The sequence below is a fragment of the Nitrosopumilus ureiphilus genome, from assembly GCF_013407185.1.
Lineage (GTDB): Archaea > Thermoproteota > Nitrososphaeria > Nitrososphaerales > Nitrosopumilaceae > Nitrosopumilus > Nitrosopumilus ureiphilus.
This window is the reverse complement of sequence record NZ_CP026995.1, coordinates 1,621,815-1,636,578: the sequence shown is the minus strand read 5'-3', so window position 1 is coordinate 1,636,578 and position 14,764 is coordinate 1,621,815. Positions and strand designations below refer to the sequence as shown.

Genomic DNA, 14,764 nt, shown 5'->3' with positions numbered 1-14,764 from the left:
TTGGAAAAATATGATGTAGCAATAATTGGTGGAGGCTCTGCAGGTCTTGCTGCTCTAAAACATCTCTCGCATCTTGGAAAACAGGCCATTCTTCTAGAGGCAGGCTCAAAAATAGGCTCAAAGAATCTATCTGGAGGTATTCTTTATTCTAAAAAGCCCAAAAAAGGGCAAATAACAAATGTAGAGCAATTATACGAAAATTTCCTTGATGATGCACCCATTGAGAGAAAAATTACAAAATACATCCTACATTCAACATCTCAAGACAAAGTCTACTCCATGGATCTCACTGCAGCTCATGACTATCAAGCAAATTTTGGATGTTCAGTTTTATTGAGTAAACTCAATTCTTGGTTTGCAAAACAAGCAGAAGAGTCTGCTACAAAACTTGGTGGTGGAATTATTCCTGGCGTTCACGTAAAATCAATTACATGGAATGAGCAAACTGGTACATCAATTATTCAAACTGATGAACTAGATGAGTTTGAAGTCAAGGCAATAATTGCAGCAGATGGAGTAAACTCTGAAGTTGCAGAGATGGTTGGTGCTAGAAAAAAATTCACGCCAGAACAGCTATACCAAGGAGTCAAAGTTATAGTAAAATTGCCTGAGGACATTATCAACAAAAGATTTGGAGTGTCTTCAGATGAAGGTGCAGCACATCTTTTTGCAGGAGATGTTACTCTAAATCATATTGGTGGAGGATTTCTTTATACAAATAATGATACTCTATCAGTAGGGGCTGTCTATCATTTTGATTCACAACTAACAAACCCAACAACACCATACGACTTGATTGATGCTTTGCTGAAAAATCCCATGGTTAGTGAATTCATCAAGGATAAGGTTCCAATTAAACCGGAGATTGATAAAAGTCTCCCACAAGAAGAGCAGCTTAGAATTCGTTTCGCAGTTGCAAAATTAATTAAAAATTGGTATGAGATTAGAGAAGCATCTCTATCTTCTGATGGACGAAATAATTTGATTAGTTCAGGTAAATACAAAACAGTTGAAGACATTGAGAAAAGAGTATCTGCAATTGAAGAACAATTGACTGAGAAATTTGGTCTTACTTTTGGAGATGACTATCTTGAGGATGAATATGGCGCAAAGTTAGTTCCAGATGGAAAGAGATGTAGAGTGAAAAAACCGTTCTTTAAGAATATCTTATTTATTGGGGATGCAGCAGGAAGAGGTGTTTTTGTTGGTCCTAGAATTGAGGGTCTTAATGTTGGAATTGATGATGGTATAAGAGCTGCCAATGCAGTGGCACAGGCTCTTGATAAAAATGACTTTTCTGAGAACAGTATGGGGCAACATTATTCAAAATCAGGAGACGAGAGTCCATTTACTACTGATATGAAACAAATTGACAAGGATTATCTGAAGATCTTCCTTGATGCTGCAAAAGATGTGCCAAAAGACATTATCGGTTCTCGTTATGGGCCGATTTTAAAAATGATGTCTAGTGGAACGATGCGTGGTATTGCTGTAAAGTTTGCAAATATCCTTGGATATGATAAACTACTACCAATGATTGAATCAGAAGATACCTATGTCAAAGTACCAATTCAGTTGGCAGAAAGATTGGGCAAAACAGTTTCATCTTCTTATTCTCCTAGCACCCCGTCTATTGCAGACAGAATTGCAAACTTGAATTACAATGATGATGGTCTTGCACACATTAAGGTTCTAAATCCTACAAGTGAATACATGAAAAAAATGGTAATTCTATGTCCTGCAAAATGTTACAGTGAAGAAGGAGGAAAAGTCATAATTCAGCATGAAGGATGTGTGGATTGTGGAACATGTTCGCAAGAAACAGAGTGGAGACATCCCCGTGGTGAAAAAGGAATTCATTACAAATACGGATAACTACTCAGACTGTAACTTTAATGCGTTTTAACTCGTCATAAGCTTCTCTCATTTTACTGTAAAACTCACTTACAGTTGGAGGAAAGATTGAAAACGCTATGTAAAAGTCCTCAGCTTCTCTAAGGTATCTCTTTATTTTTCCCTGTTCTGAAATTTGAGATATAAATTTCATGTTGTTTAGTCTATCAGCAAGCTTGATTATCTTTACATCATATGCAGATTTTGTTAGATTAGTACAATATTCAAAAAATCTTGCAGTTTGTCTTTGTTCATTATTTGTACCAAAATAATTTTCCAATGGCTTTGTTTTCAAAGTCATGGCTATGTTGTAAACATACTCTCCAAATCTGTGTCTAAAATATGCCTCAAATCCATATGCTTTAGAAGCGTTCAAATCTAAAATTTTCTCATTGTCTTCCATTACATCATGTAAAATAGCTGAAACAATTTGCAGTGTTGTAAGTAATTTGTTTACTTTCTGATAATGTTGTATCACATCAATAGTTACAGGCCAAACATGTGTTTCTAAAAATGATGATTTTCCATCTTCTCTTTTTACTCCTGAATGAACTTCCTCTGCTAATTCTATTGCCCCTTCGACAAAACTATCTATCTTAATCTTAGCGTCATTTTCAATAATATTCAAAAGATCTTCTTTTGTTGCAGAATGAACTTCCATAGTAACTATATCACTGCATCATTGAAAAACATGATCTTACAAACTTTGATATGCATAAATACCAAGTGTAAAAAAATTAGAATGTCAGTGTGTTTTACTTAATTTAAATAATAATCCTGTATTTCATACATTGTGCCTATAGCAGAGAATTTCCCTGAAGGTCTAAAGCCAATAGGAAAAATTAATCATTCAGATGGGGAGCATTTTCATTGGATTTGGGGTCCTGGAAAAGCAGATGGTGAAGCATCTAAAGATGAAAACGTGATTAAAGCATATGAAGCACACGGAGAAAAACAAATTCCTCTAGGGGTTAGTGGAACAGCAGTAGCCGTTGACTGGGACTCTTGTGTTGCAGATGGTGCCTGTATTGAAGCATGTCCAGTTCAAGTATTTCAGTGGTATAGAACAGAAAAAGACATTCCCGCAAAAGATGTCATTGATCAAACTTTTGAAGGGACAGGAAGTAGAGTTAAAGATGAACGCAAAGACTATACTGACAAAGCAGATCCAATCCTTGAGCATGATTGTATTTGGTGTATGGCATGCGTGTCTGTTTGTCCACCACAAGCAATCAAAGTAGATCAAGGCAATGTTGAAGCACACGAAAATGCATCATTAACATAATCTTCAAACTTTTAATCCGTCATGTAAGTACAAATTCAAGAACTGTTCAAATTTAGTTTAGTGTTGCAATTGCTTTGACTATGTCTGTCTTACTTAAAATTCCAACCAAATCCCCTTTATCTGATAAAACTCCCACTCCGTTGATTTTATTATCAAGAAGTAATTGACATGCTTTTGACATATCTTCATGATAATTAGAAGTAATGATCTCATTTTTCATCACTTCTTGGGCTTGAAGAGTTTTACCCAATCCTTGTTCTGATTCAAAACTTTTTGGAAATGCTACATCCCTTTGAATTCCCATAGAAATTACAAGATTGAATAAATCTCGAAATGTAATAATGCCAATGGGGATCTCCTCCTTATTTCTAACAATCACACGAGATATTTTATTCTCTGACATTTTTGAGACAACTTTGCTTAGATTGACATCAGAATAAACCCAAAAATAATGTGCAGACATGTATTCCCCAACTATTTTTTTATTCTGATGGTTTTTTGCAAAATCTTTTACCAGATCTGTTTTTGTTATAATCCCAACAATACCTTTATCATCCGAGACTATTCCAAGTGAACCGATATTTTTTTCAAGCATTATTTTTGCACACTCTTGGATCTCTGTGGATTGAGAAGTTGTTATGATTGGCTTTGACAATTCGCTTAATGGTATTTGTTGTAACGTTCTGTCTGATTTGTCCTTTAGAAGAAATAATCCTAGATCTTTTTCTGTAACAATTGATGTTATTTTTTCATTTTCTGTAACTAAAACTCTGCTTATTTTTTTTTCAAGCATTATTTTTGCAATATCAGCTATTGTGGACTCTATACCTGTAGTTATCGGACTATTCATTAATTCTTCTAATTGTGACACTATTTGCCTGAATCTGATTTGGTAATAATAAATGCTCTTCAATTACCATGATCGATTCTGGGAAACTCTAGTGTGTTTGAAATTACCAAAATTGCTCAAGAAACAGTATTTTGTTTAAGGATGAATGCCGTAACTAATCATGAACATAATCTGGGAATTATTTGTTGTGAATTTGCAAGCCTTCTTTGTAGATTCTTGGTGAATTGCTTTGAAGAATTTCTGATTAGTAACCATGAGGGTTGTTGCGCCTTGTAGTTAAAGGGAGTAATTCAACTGATTTACAGTTATTAAAGGGAATTTTTTTATGCCTGATATGCCTAGTCATCAAGACAAAATATGGATCAGTCTTTGGAAAGAGAATGCCCCTGAACTACGTGAACGTATAGTTGGATGGCGTAAGCAAAACGCTATTACTAGAATTGACAAGCCAAGCCGATTAGAAAGAGCTAGGAGATTAGGCTACAAAGCAAAACAAGGAATCATTGTTGTTAGAATGAGAGTTGGTACTGGTGGTATGAGAAAACAAAGACCTACTGGTGGTAGAAGACCAAAACATCTCGGTGTTACAAGAATCAAAGCAGATGACAACATGCAAACTGTCGCAAACAGAAGAGTTCTTGAAAGATATCCAAACATGAAGCTTTTAGGATCTTATTTCATCTACAAAGATGGAAAACATTATTGGTTTGAAGTTATTTTAGCCGATCCGCAACACCCACGAATTGCTCAAGATAAAGAATTAAACAGACGAATTCCTCAAACTGCATAAGTTGAAGATAATATTTTTACTCTCACTGATTTTACTTTTTGTAATTTCTCCTGTATATGGACAGTCACTGTCTGATGCAACAGGATTAGTAAATAGACTAGATGTTCAAACTGGCGGATATGCTTTTGAAATTGAAACTATATCTAATTTCAATATACATGATTATAATTTTGACAAGGATGAGAAAAGATTGTCTCTATTCATTAACAGTGGGTTAGAACATAATTTGGGTGAGATACTAATCCCCCAAACCCTTTTGGGTGGAAATTTTACATTTTATCTAAATGATCAACAATATTTTCCAAAAATTAATTCTAATGAAAAAATTTCTTTCATTACATTGAATTTTACAGGCTCTGGTGAAAATAAATTAGAAATTTTTGGAACTAGTTATCTTGATGGTTTAGCAGACAAAGAAATACCTCAAATAGAATCACCTGCTCTACAAAAAGGAGAAATGTTATCTGATTATTTTGGATGGCTTGCATTGCTTGGATTTTTAGCAGTTGTTATGGCATTAATTGTAGTGAAAATAAGGAATAAAAAATAATTCATCTGATTTTATTATTTTCTCAGCAAAACTAATTCTAATACAAAAACTCTAATAATTTGAGATGTGCCATACAATCAATGGATTATGAAAAATTTTGCTCAGAAATTTTAGATGCAGATCCTAAAATTCGATTTGCCACAGTGTATGATGAATGGGCAGTTCGTGTAGCAGGTGGAATTAGACCGGGAGTGGAAAATTTACTTTCTCAGCATGCTGAAAACGAATTAGTTAATCTTTCAATTATTGATTGGAAAGCACGTAAGGATATGGCAAAATGGTTGGGGATGACAAAATACACTCTAGGTGAATATGATAAAGTCAAGCGATTTTCATTTTATCTTGGTGATGAGCATTTACTTTTAGTTAGTGCTGAAAAAGATTCAGACACTAATGTTGTAGTTGACGAAGTAATCAAACTCTATTATCAAAACCAAACCTGATTGATCTCCTATGGATAATCCAAAAATTGCCCTGATTGAAGGATTTGTTGTAGTTGTTGCTTTATCAATTGCTCTTGTTTTGATTCTTTGATTTAATCTTCAGCGAGTAATTTTTCAATAATTGATTCAATATGCCCAGTTTGACCAAATGACACATCTCTGAGAATTCCTTTTCTGTCCACTATTATTGTTGATGGGGTTCCCTGTAATGCAAATTTTTCAAATGTTTCAGCAGAGTATTCCTTTGACTTCATATACTCTTTGACTCTTTGAATTATTTGATTTTTGTAATCCTCCGGCTGTGAATCAAAATCAGGAATTTGTGGATAAATGAACTGCATGATTTTTTCTTGGCTTATTTCACCTGAAGTCTTGGTTAAATTATCCATCCCTAATGGAAATGGAATTTTGTAATTTAGTTTGTTTCCGTCTTTTAATTGTCCATGCATTGATAGTGCATTCTTTGTTTCTCCAATCACTTCGCCAGTTTCTGCAAGCATCTTCAAATTCTCTAATGTATTTTTATCAAAATCTTCAAATGCTGTCGCAAGACCTAAAACTCTGACCCCATCATCCTTGAATTTGTTGTAAATGTTGATTGCCTCTGGGAGTGCATGCATAAAACATCCTGGACAATTTACTTGAAAGACTTCTAATACTACAATGTGGTCTTTTTCCTGGTCGAAATTTGTTGGGGCGCCCTGCACCCATTCTGAAACCCTGAAATTTGGCACTTTTTGCCCTATTACTGCGCTCATAATACAATCTCATATTTTTTCCATTAAATACTAACTGCTGAATGCCTCTTCTTTATACTGAATTTCTGTCTTAAATCATTCCTAGATTCTAGCAAAAGATCAATCCATAATTTTTGATTGTTGAAATAAACAATTCGATAAATTCCTTGGAAATTTATTGTATCTGTGAGAAAGTTTCCGATAATATTGATGAAAAGAAAAAAACACTTCGTGACAAAAGGACTTCGACTTCTTTTGTGTTGAATCAAAATTACTAGATTTTTTTCAAGTAACCTAATATAGGACACACAAAGTTTCAAAACAAATTGCAAGTAGTAACTGATGAACGATTAGCACTTTTTGCTGAAATGGAAGGAAAATATGAGCAGAAAGACACTGATTATTTTGTCTCTCTTTTAGAGCATCCTGATTATGTAGTTAGAACAAGAGCTACTTGTATTTTGGTTGATTTTGGTGGAGAAGATAAAATTCCATATATTGCCAAAGTTTTAAAAAATGATGACAATGAGTTGGTAAGACATGAGGCTGCATTTTCTCTAGGTCAGATGAGCTACTCTAGTGCAATTCCGCCCTTAATTGATGCGACACTTCATGATCCAAGTATGTTTGTAAGACATGAAGCTGCAATCGCATTGGGTGTTGTTGGCAACCTGGATGCAAAAGACGCTTTGGAAAAGGCATTAAACGATCCAGACAAACCAGTCGTAGAATCTGCAGTTGTTGCATTATCTAATATTGAGTTTATGGAAAAGTTAAGTAAGAACGAAAAGTTTGCAAAGTTAACGGGTGGATGAGATGAACTTTTCAGTTGGAATTATAGCAATAGTTGGTGTTCTTGTTGCAATTTCTATTGGATTTATTGCAATGAATCCTGATGATGTAATACAACCAAGAATGGTTTCAGTTGAAGAAAAACCAACTCCTTGTACTTTAGATTATACTCCCGTTTGTGGAATTGATGGAGAAACTTATGGTAATTTATGTATGCTAAAAGCTGCTGATGTTAAATTAGATTATTCTGGTGAATGTAATATTGCTAAACCTGAACCCGTAGTTGAAGCAACACCTGAACCCGTTGCAGAACCAGAACCTGTAGTTGAGGTAACACCTGAACCAATTGCAGAACCAGAAAAAATGCCTATGGCTATAGTTTCAATTCCTGCAGGTGCAGCAGTTCCAGGATGTGAAGAAACATTGGAATGTTATTTGCCTTATGAAGTTTCAGTATCTGTTGGTCAAACAGTTACTTGGAGCAATGATGATTCTGCAGCACATACTGTAACTAGTGGAACTCCTGATGCAGGATTATCTGGAATGTTTGATTCTGGATTATTCATGTCTGGTTCAACTTTTCCATTTACATTTGATGAAGCAGGAACATATGACTATTTCTGTATGGTTCATCCATGGATGACCGGAATTGTAAATGTTAACTAAAGTAAAAACTCTGCCGCGTTACTTCCTTCTTCAGTAATTTTTATCCATCTATTTCTTCCAATTTTTTCTACTACAATGAACCCCCATTCTTCTAATGGCTGTATGATATTTTTATCTAGGCTTGCAAATCTTGCCATGGAATGATTTTTCTCTTTTGCGTTAATTGTGATTATTTCTTTATTTTCAGCAAGTGTTGCCATCTCTTTTTTAGTTAATTTACCGCTATGTTCTGAAATGATTTGCAATGCAGAGATTAATTTTTGATCAGGTATCTTTATCGAATATGGTGGAACATCGACAATCTCTTTTATTCCAGTAGATAGTGGTTGCTTTGTATCAAATCCTGGATAGTGTTGTGCCTCTACATAAAATGGATGGATGTTTGAATCATCATTGAACATCATACATGCCATCATTGTTCCAATTGCCTGGATCTTACTACCAGATGCTAAATTTACATAGATTTCATTTCCCTTTTCTTGCTCTATGATGTTTTTTATTGCACGAATTATCTTAAAGAGGTCCTGTCTATCATGAGATTCTTGAACTGTTTCAATCTGTAACTTTTCTAATTGCTTTATGATTTTTGTAATAAAAGGAACTGCCTTGTCATTACTTTTGTTCTCATGGACCAATAACCATACCTTATCTGCTCTTTCTTGCTTTGCAGGAAGGATTATTCTATCCACTTCATAGCCTACAGGGGCAATATGGATGCGTAATTTTGCAATTTTAGCCATAATAGTATGTGCAGTATGCATACTATTGACATGTTATATAATAATTCTGGTCGCAAAGATACTCTATGAAATCAATCATACTATTACACAAAAGTCATCTAGTGGGAGAAGAGTCCACAAAACCCACTTTTTTTCCAAGAATAATTCGAGAGTTTGATGATAATGAAAAACCAATGATGTATGGAGATGAATAAATGAAAATTACAAATGGCTTGAGCAAAGATGGTGGGATTCAAAATGGCATGATCCAGGCACACTATTCTTTTGGCCTTACAACTTGAAATGATTTGGAATTTAGGGAAGAGCGCCTATATGAAAAACGAACCAAAGCAATCAATTGACTCTCACAAAAAGAGCCTGTCTGAAGCATTTGTCAACTCATTTGGAGGATATCCAATAGGATATGCACTTGGAATTGTTATTTTACCACTATCTATGGGATGGATTCAAGGGACCCACTAGTTGCAAATTCACTCATTACATTTGTCTATGCTTCTGTTTCATTTACCAGAAGTTATTTTTTGAGACGAGTCTTTGAGAAATTTGGAATAGATGATAATTTCATCAAATTGGGAATAAAACTAAGAAAAATGCGTTGGAGAAAAAATAATGGTTGAAAAATGTAGACATTGTGGTAGCAAAAAAGAATTAAAAAATGGATTTTTTGGGAAACCCATATTTTAGTATACTGTCATCTTCAAATCTCAAATTCCCGTGTAAATGTATTGCATGATGTTTTTAAATTACATAAATGGGTTGTTGTAAATTGCTGTTATCCTATTGTTTGATAATTTCTTGATAAAATCTTTCAGAGATTCCTTCAAACATTGTATTTTTTATTTAATTCTACAATATTGATTTTGTTTGTGACTCTGACGTATTCAGTAGGATATTCTGTATGAACTGGAAAAAGTATTTTGGCATCAATCTCTTTTACCATGCTCATCAGATCTTCACCTTTAGCATGACCTGAACAGTGAATCTGATGATGCTCCATTTGAAATTTTTCAATCCAATTTTTAAGTCGTTTTGTGCTTAAAACTTGTTCTTCGTTGTATGCTTCACTTGCCGAATGTATGTAAACTGCCCCCGACTTTGGTTTCATGTCTATCAAAGCATTAAAACTGAAAAACCCCATGGCACAGAGATATTTGTCTGGATGTTGTGCAATTTCAGCTGCAGTTAATGCATTAGGTGCAGTTGCAAATACTCTATCATCGCCATAATAATCTGAATCAGAATATGTTCCTGTTCGATATTTTGCCTTGTAAATTGCAATATGCTCATCATCCCAGTTTGGTAAATTTAGATTAGGATCAGAGGCCAAATGTTTTAGAAAATAAGCATCTTTTATTTTGATTACAAGTTTTCTACCATTTTTCTTTGCAACATTGTAAAAAGTTTGAACTCTGTCAACATCTTTGAAATTAAAATCAGTAAAAACTAGATTTTTTGTTTTTTCAGTCAAGTTATTTGATTGATCATATACTAATTGTTCGTTCTCATTGGTCGGCTCATCTTTAATTCTTGTTCCTTCTGCAATCAACGCAATTGGTTTTACCTCTTTTGCTTTTGCAATAAATTCTTCAGTCATTTGTGGTTTTGAACCATGTCGTCTCAAGTCTCCAGTATATACTACAGGGCCTTCAGATGTGTAAATGATAAATCCATATGCTCCAGGAATGGAATGGTCTACGTGAATTGGCTCAATTTCTAATGAACCAACATTGAATTTTTCTCCAGTACGAAATGTGTTTACAGTTCTTGCAATTTTTGGTTCTCCTCGTTTTGCACCTGTTAATTTGAATTCTAGAATCTCTCTATCAATTGCACCTGATGAGCGTTCTTGAATTGCTCTGATCATGTTTTGTGTAGTTTGTCCCATGTAAAGTGGAATATCTCTATGCAGAAATGATGCATAATCTACATGGTCTGAATGGGCATGAGAGATTAGTACTGCATCAACATCTGGGTCTTTGATTTCACGGCCTGCTCTGAGCATCAAATCATCTCGATAAATTCCAGGGATGTCCGGCACTAAACCCATTGTAATAAAGTCTAAAATTCCATTTGATGAACGTGGTGCCAAATATTCTTCAAAATATTTGCCTAGAGATGTGAATCCTTTACCAAAATCTAAGAATATTTTTGTGTCTTTGTCTTGGAGTAAAATTTTGTTTCCTCCAATTTCATTTACTCCGCCATAGAAAGTTAATGAAGTCATACTCAAATAAATAATAACAACTTAAAATATCAATCTGTGAATTCTAAAGTAACAATGAACATATTTTTATTAAATAATTTAAGATCTTGGAATGATTCTAATGAGCCTCATTATTTGTCTTTGAAATATCTAATTCATTTTACTAATTTTTGAAACTCCGTTTTGCTTTGAAATTTGGAAAATATTATCCACGTATGCCTCTAACTCTTTCTCATGTGAGACCAGCACGATTTGTTCTGATTTTAATTCGTTTAGTAGTTCTCTGACCTTTCCTAATTGGTTCTTGGAAAACCCATCAGTTGGCTCATCTAAAATCAACAAATTAGATTTCATTGATTCTGTTTCTTTCCTCATTAGAGAATTTAGAGTCAATCTATAAGCTAATGCAATACTTGTCTTCTCACCACCTGACAGATATCCAATTTCCTGGTCATATCCGTCCTGATTTACAATTGGTGTAAAGTTCTCATCAATTCTGGATTCTTTTGTAGGATCTTCAACTAGAATTGAATACCATCTAGTATAGGTTTCATTAAAATTCTGCAAAATTGATAACAACACCTGTTTTTCAATTTGTGATATCGTTGGAATAAAAAACATCTCTAACCATTCTTTGAATTGAGCAAATTTCTTGTATTTTGTCTCCCATCTTTTGGATTCTGCAACTTTGGCTTGATTTTCTTTAATTTTCAATTTCTCATTGTCTTGTTTTTCAGCAGATGCTGCAATCACACTTGAAACTTTGGTAATCTCTTTTCGAAGTAATCCAAGATCATCATCAATATCTGAAATTTCCTTGTCGGTTTCTTCAAATGTTTCAAGTTCTGTTTCTATCTTTTTTAATTCTGATTCTCTTTGCAAAATTTCTGATTCTGTTGTCTCTGCTTCTTTTTGATGCTCTACAATTAATTTTTCAACTTTATTTCTTGCTTCAATAATTTGCTTGATTTGCTCAGAAGCATTCTCATATGCAACTAGTTCATCTTTGAGTTCTGTGAGATGCTCTACGGGATTTCTTCCTTCAAACTCTGATAATCTCTTGTCCAATTCCTGGATTTTAGCCTCAATTTCTGATAATTTTGCAGATTTTCCTTCATACTCTTCAATTCCTGGGATGATTCTCTGAATCTGCAACATCTCTTGCTGGTATGATTCTATCTTTGATTGAATCTCTTTTGATTTTTTATTTGATTCAAAAAATGAATCGATGATTGTTTGCAATTCACTACTCAATACATCAACTTCTTTTTTCTTTTCATCGACTAAATCATGATGACGTTTCTCAGTAATTTCTTGCTTGCATGTAGGACACGCATTTCCTAATGCTGAAAATTTAGCAATCTCGTCTTCTAATCTTCTTTTAAGAGTCTCTTTTTGTACTCTGGACTCTTTGACTAGGTCTAGATTTTCTTTAATCTCTATTGCAAACTTTTCTAGTGATTCTTTTTCTTGCTCTAAATCATTTAATGCATTTTGCATTACTTGTTTGTCTGAATTTATCTTCTCACCTAGATTTTCTTTTAATCTTGCAATGTCCAATGCAATACTGTTCTTCTCAGACTCTAGTCTGATTGAGTCATTATTGATTTCCTGGAATTTCTTTATCTCTAATGTTAAATCAGATGCACTTTTACTAGTTTCTGGTCTTTTTATCTCAATTAATTTTTCCATCTTTTCATTATTTCTTTTTAATTCAATTTCATACTCTCCAAATTGAGATTCAATGGTTTCAATTCGTATCTTTCCTGTCTCTATCTTCTCTTCCAAATTCTCTTTTTTTGATTCTAGCTTGACTTTGTCATTGTTTTTTTCACGCAATTTTTTTAATTGAGTGTTTTTCTCAACTTCTTGGATCTCAAGTGTTTTTATCTGTGATCTTTTTCTTGCAATCTCTGATTCAATCTCTGAAACAAATTTTTCTGACTGGTTAATTTGCAACTCCAACTCTGTTACATCACTGAATTTCTCCTGCAAAACTGCAACCTTGGTTTTAATTTCAGATAGTACTTCAAGAGCATTAGATTTTGCAATGCTGTAATCCTCAATTCCAAATGCCTTGCGAATGGTCTCAAGACGTTTTCCAGAGTCAAAAAGCACTTCCTTCATGGCTTCCTGAGGAGTAAATATGGCATATCGAAATATTTTACTCTCAGCTTTAGGATCTGCAGGCTCATTAAACTTGAGAATCTGCAAGACTCGCTGTTTTAATTCAGATGGGGATAGTGGCTCTTTGACTCCTTGAATCTTTATCCAGGAATGTCTAGGATCCTGATTGACTCCATATTTTTTTCTCAAAAGTGTTCGTTTAATCTCATACTTTTCACCATCCACTGAAAAATCCAAAATCACACTACCCGAATCTGACTTTTTTGCCAAAAGTGATTCTGCTTTCTGAGATCCCAATCCAAATAATGCAAACTCTATTGCCATGAGTACCGTTGATTTTCCTGAACCAATGTCTCCTTCAAACAAAGAAATTCCTTGAGGAAATTCTATCTCTTCGTGCTCATAACTTCGAATATTATCAATGATTATGGAATTAAGAATCATCCTTATTCAATCCTAAAATGGCAAATGCATTATCACGAATTCTTGGAATGTATTCATTCTTTTTCTCATTGATTAATGCAGGCTGTCCTAATTCTCGAAGTAACTTTTTTGCAAGTTTTATTCCTTCATCACCTAGCAACTCTTGATATTCAAATCGTAATTGTCCAATGTTTTCTGAAAATACATTTGTTTCAATCTCTTCTTTGTTATTCCCCTTGGCTTCTGTAATGGAATATTCCTTTGATGTTAAACCGTTCTTACTTACATTTACTACCATTGCATTACGTGAATTTAGATTTTCTCTGATTGTAGAAATATCCACATCTGCAGTCTTGCCTGATGTCAACTCTCCTTTGACCTTTATTATTACAACCTTGTCTGTAGGATCGATGTCTTTTGTTTTATCTAGTAATTCCTGATTGATTGATTCTGCTTTTCTATTATTTGCATCAACTTCAATAATTTCATAAGCAGTATTTTGTATCTCTATAAATTCAACTGATTTGACATCTTTCTCAAACTCGACTAGCACAAATCCACGCTTTTGTCCATTTGCATTGTCCTCCAAATCTGCATGATATCCTGCAAATAGAGTTCCAGGATATATGACATTAGAATACCCATCAAATGACTGGTGATTGAACTTGTGCATGTGACCTCCTGCATAGTATGAGAATCCTTTAGGTAGCAAAGATAGAGGCATATGGTCGCCATCCATGCCTGATTCGGTCTTCATATCTGAAATTCCGCCATGAAATAGGAATATCTTAAAACCTGATTCTGACTCAAAAGTCCTATCTAGTTTTTCATACCATTCCCTGTCTTTTCCAACCTTCAAGCCAGAAAGTCCTGCAATCTTGGCACCTGTCTTCTCATCAATTAAAAATTTCAAAGAAATAGTGCCATCCTCATTGCTTGTAGCTCGAGTGACTTTAGTAATGTAGCCTACTTCAGCTAGCAAATCAATTACAGAATTTGACACTGGAGAAAAGTCATGACTCCCATAAACTACATAGACTGGAATTCCCGCATCATACACTTGACGAAACTTTGCAAATGCATACTTTTGGACTCGCATCTCTGGAATATTCACATGAAACAAATCCCCTGGAATTAAAATGAAATCAATTTTACGATTAATGCATTCATCCATTGCTTTTTCAAATACTTGCTGTTCTATTCTCTGCAATGATTCATGTTTTTGAAAGCCTAGATGGATATCCGATAAATGCGCAAAGTACAAA

General features: G+C 34.2%; 17 protein-coding genes. 10 read left to right on the top strand and 7 right to left on the bottom strand.

Annotation, left to right across the window (positions count from 1 at the left end; translation table 11 throughout):
• Positions 1-1,875: an FAD-dependent monooxygenase gene (locus tag C5F50_RS09720; protein ID WP_179371155.1), complete on the top strand. Its 1,875-nt coding sequence runs from the start codon at positions 1-3 to the stop codon at positions 1,873-1,875.
• Positions 1,876-1,879: 4 nt separating this feature from the next.
• Here the strand turns inward: C5F50_RS09720 and C5F50_RS09715 are convergent, their stop codons facing one another.
• Entirely contained in the window at positions 1,880-2,554 is a 675-nt protein-coding gene (locus C5F50_RS09715; RefSeq protein WP_179371154.1) for an HD domain-containing protein, read from the bottom strand.
• A 132-nt stretch (positions 2,555-2,686) separates the two neighbouring features.
• Between C5F50_RS09715 and C5F50_RS09710 the strand changes: the two genes are divergently transcribed.
• Positions 2,687-3,178, top strand: coding sequence for a 4Fe-4S dicluster domain-containing protein (locus C5F50_RS09710; protein ID WP_179371153.1), 492 nt, complete (start codon positions 2,687-2,689; stop codon positions 3,176-3,178).
• Between the two features lie 52 nt (positions 3,179-3,230).
• Here C5F50_RS09710 and C5F50_RS09705 read toward each other — a convergent pair whose 3' ends face one another.
• A complete protein-coding gene (locus C5F50_RS09705; protein ID WP_179371152.1) occupies positions 3,231-4,049 on the bottom strand; it encodes a CBS domain-containing protein in 819 nt (272 codons plus the stop codon).
• Positions 4,050-4,362: 313 nt separating this feature from the next.
• Here C5F50_RS09705 and C5F50_RS09700 point away from each other — a divergent pair, with 313 nt between their 5' ends.
• From C5F50_RS09700 to C5F50_RS09690, 3 genes are all read left to right on the top strand, one after another.
• Positions 4,363-4,818 (top strand): 50S ribosomal protein L15e, encoded by a 456-nt coding sequence (locus C5F50_RS09700; RefSeq protein ID WP_179372985.1) that lies wholly within the window; start codon positions 4,363-4,365, stop codon positions 4,816-4,818.
• A gap of 1 nt (position 4,819) precedes the next feature.
• On the top strand, positions 4,820-5,368 hold the full coding sequence (locus C5F50_RS09695; RefSeq protein WP_179371151.1) for a hypothetical protein: 549 nt from the start codon (positions 4,820-4,822) through the stop codon (positions 5,366-5,368).
• A gap of 80 nt (positions 5,369-5,448) precedes the next feature.
• On the top strand, positions 5,449-5,811 hold the full coding sequence (locus C5F50_RS09690; protein WP_179371150.1) for a hypothetical protein: 363 nt from the start codon (positions 5,449-5,451) through the stop codon (positions 5,809-5,811).
• Between the two features lie 92 nt (positions 5,812-5,903).
• On the opposite strand, the gene C5F50_RS09685 is transcribed toward C5F50_RS09690, so the two are convergent.
• Positions 5,904-6,569 carry a peroxiredoxin family protein gene (locus C5F50_RS09685; RefSeq protein ID WP_179371149.1) on the bottom strand — a complete coding sequence of 222 codons (666 nt, stop codon included), beginning with the start codon at positions 6,567-6,569 and terminating at the stop codon, positions 5,904-5,906.
• A 305-nt stretch (positions 6,570-6,874) separates the two neighbouring features.
• Between C5F50_RS09685 and C5F50_RS09680 the strand changes: the two genes are divergently transcribed.
• Complete coding sequence (locus tag C5F50_RS09680) at positions 6,875-7,363, top strand: HEAT repeat domain-containing protein (RefSeq protein ID WP_179371148.1); 489 nt, start codon at positions 6,875-6,877, stop codon at positions 7,361-7,363.
• A gap of 1 nt (position 7,364) precedes the next feature.
• Positions 7,365-8,006 carry a plastocyanin/azurin family copper-binding protein gene (locus C5F50_RS09675; RefSeq protein WP_179371147.1) on the top strand — a complete coding sequence of 214 codons (642 nt, stop codon included), beginning with the start codon at positions 7,365-7,367 and terminating at the stop codon, positions 8,004-8,006.
• On the opposite strand, the gene C5F50_RS09670 is transcribed toward C5F50_RS09675, so the two are convergent.
• Positions 8,003-8,746 (bottom strand): HFX_2341 family transcriptional regulator domain-containing protein, encoded by a 744-nt coding sequence (locus C5F50_RS09670; RefSeq protein WP_246282028.1) that lies wholly within the window; start codon positions 8,744-8,746, stop codon positions 8,003-8,005. The genes C5F50_RS09675 and C5F50_RS09670 overlap by 4 nt on opposite strands.
• 65 nt (positions 8,747-8,811) lie before the next feature.
• On the opposite strand from C5F50_RS09670, the gene C5F50_RS13305 reads away from it, so the two are divergent.
• The 3 genes from C5F50_RS13305 (at position 8,812) to C5F50_RS13090 (ending at position 9,363) form a co-directional block, all read left to right on the top strand.
• Positions 8,812-8,940 (top strand): hypothetical protein, encoded by a 129-nt coding sequence (locus C5F50_RS13305; protein WP_280924450.1) that lies wholly within the window; start codon positions 8,812-8,814, stop codon positions 8,938-8,940.
• Positions 8,941-9,058: 118 nt separating this feature from the next.
• Positions 9,059-9,208 carry a DUF7220 family protein gene (locus tag C5F50_RS13095; protein WP_246282027.1) on the top strand — a complete coding sequence of 50 codons (150 nt, stop codon included), beginning with the start codon at positions 9,059-9,061 and terminating at the stop codon, positions 9,206-9,208.
• Positions 9,187-9,363, top strand: a complete 177-nt coding sequence (locus C5F50_RS13090; RefSeq protein ID WP_246282026.1) for a DUF7220 family protein — start codon at positions 9,187-9,189, stop codon at positions 9,361-9,363. Before C5F50_RS13095 ends, C5F50_RS13090 begins: the two co-directional genes overlap by 22 nt.
• A gap of 203 nt (positions 9,364-9,566) precedes the next feature.
• On the opposite strand, the gene C5F50_RS09660 is transcribed toward C5F50_RS13090, so the two are convergent.
• From C5F50_RS09660 to C5F50_RS09650, 3 genes are all read right to left on the bottom strand, one after another.
• Positions 9,567-10,970: an MBL fold metallo-hydrolase gene (locus C5F50_RS09660; protein WP_179371145.1), complete on the bottom strand. Its 1,404-nt coding sequence runs from the start codon at positions 10,968-10,970 to the stop codon at positions 9,567-9,569.
• A gap of 129 nt (positions 10,971-11,099) precedes the next feature.
• Positions 11,100-13,520: an AAA family ATPase gene (locus tag C5F50_RS09655; protein ID WP_179371144.1), complete on the bottom strand. Its 2,421-nt coding sequence runs from the start codon at positions 13,518-13,520 to the stop codon at positions 11,100-11,102.
• A complete protein-coding gene (locus tag C5F50_RS09650) occupies positions 13,510-14,763 on the bottom strand; it encodes a metallophosphoesterase family protein (protein WP_179371143.1) in 1,254 nt (417 codons plus the stop codon). Before C5F50_RS09650 ends, C5F50_RS09655 begins: the two co-directional genes overlap by 11 nt.
• Position 14,764 lies beyond the last annotated feature (1 nt).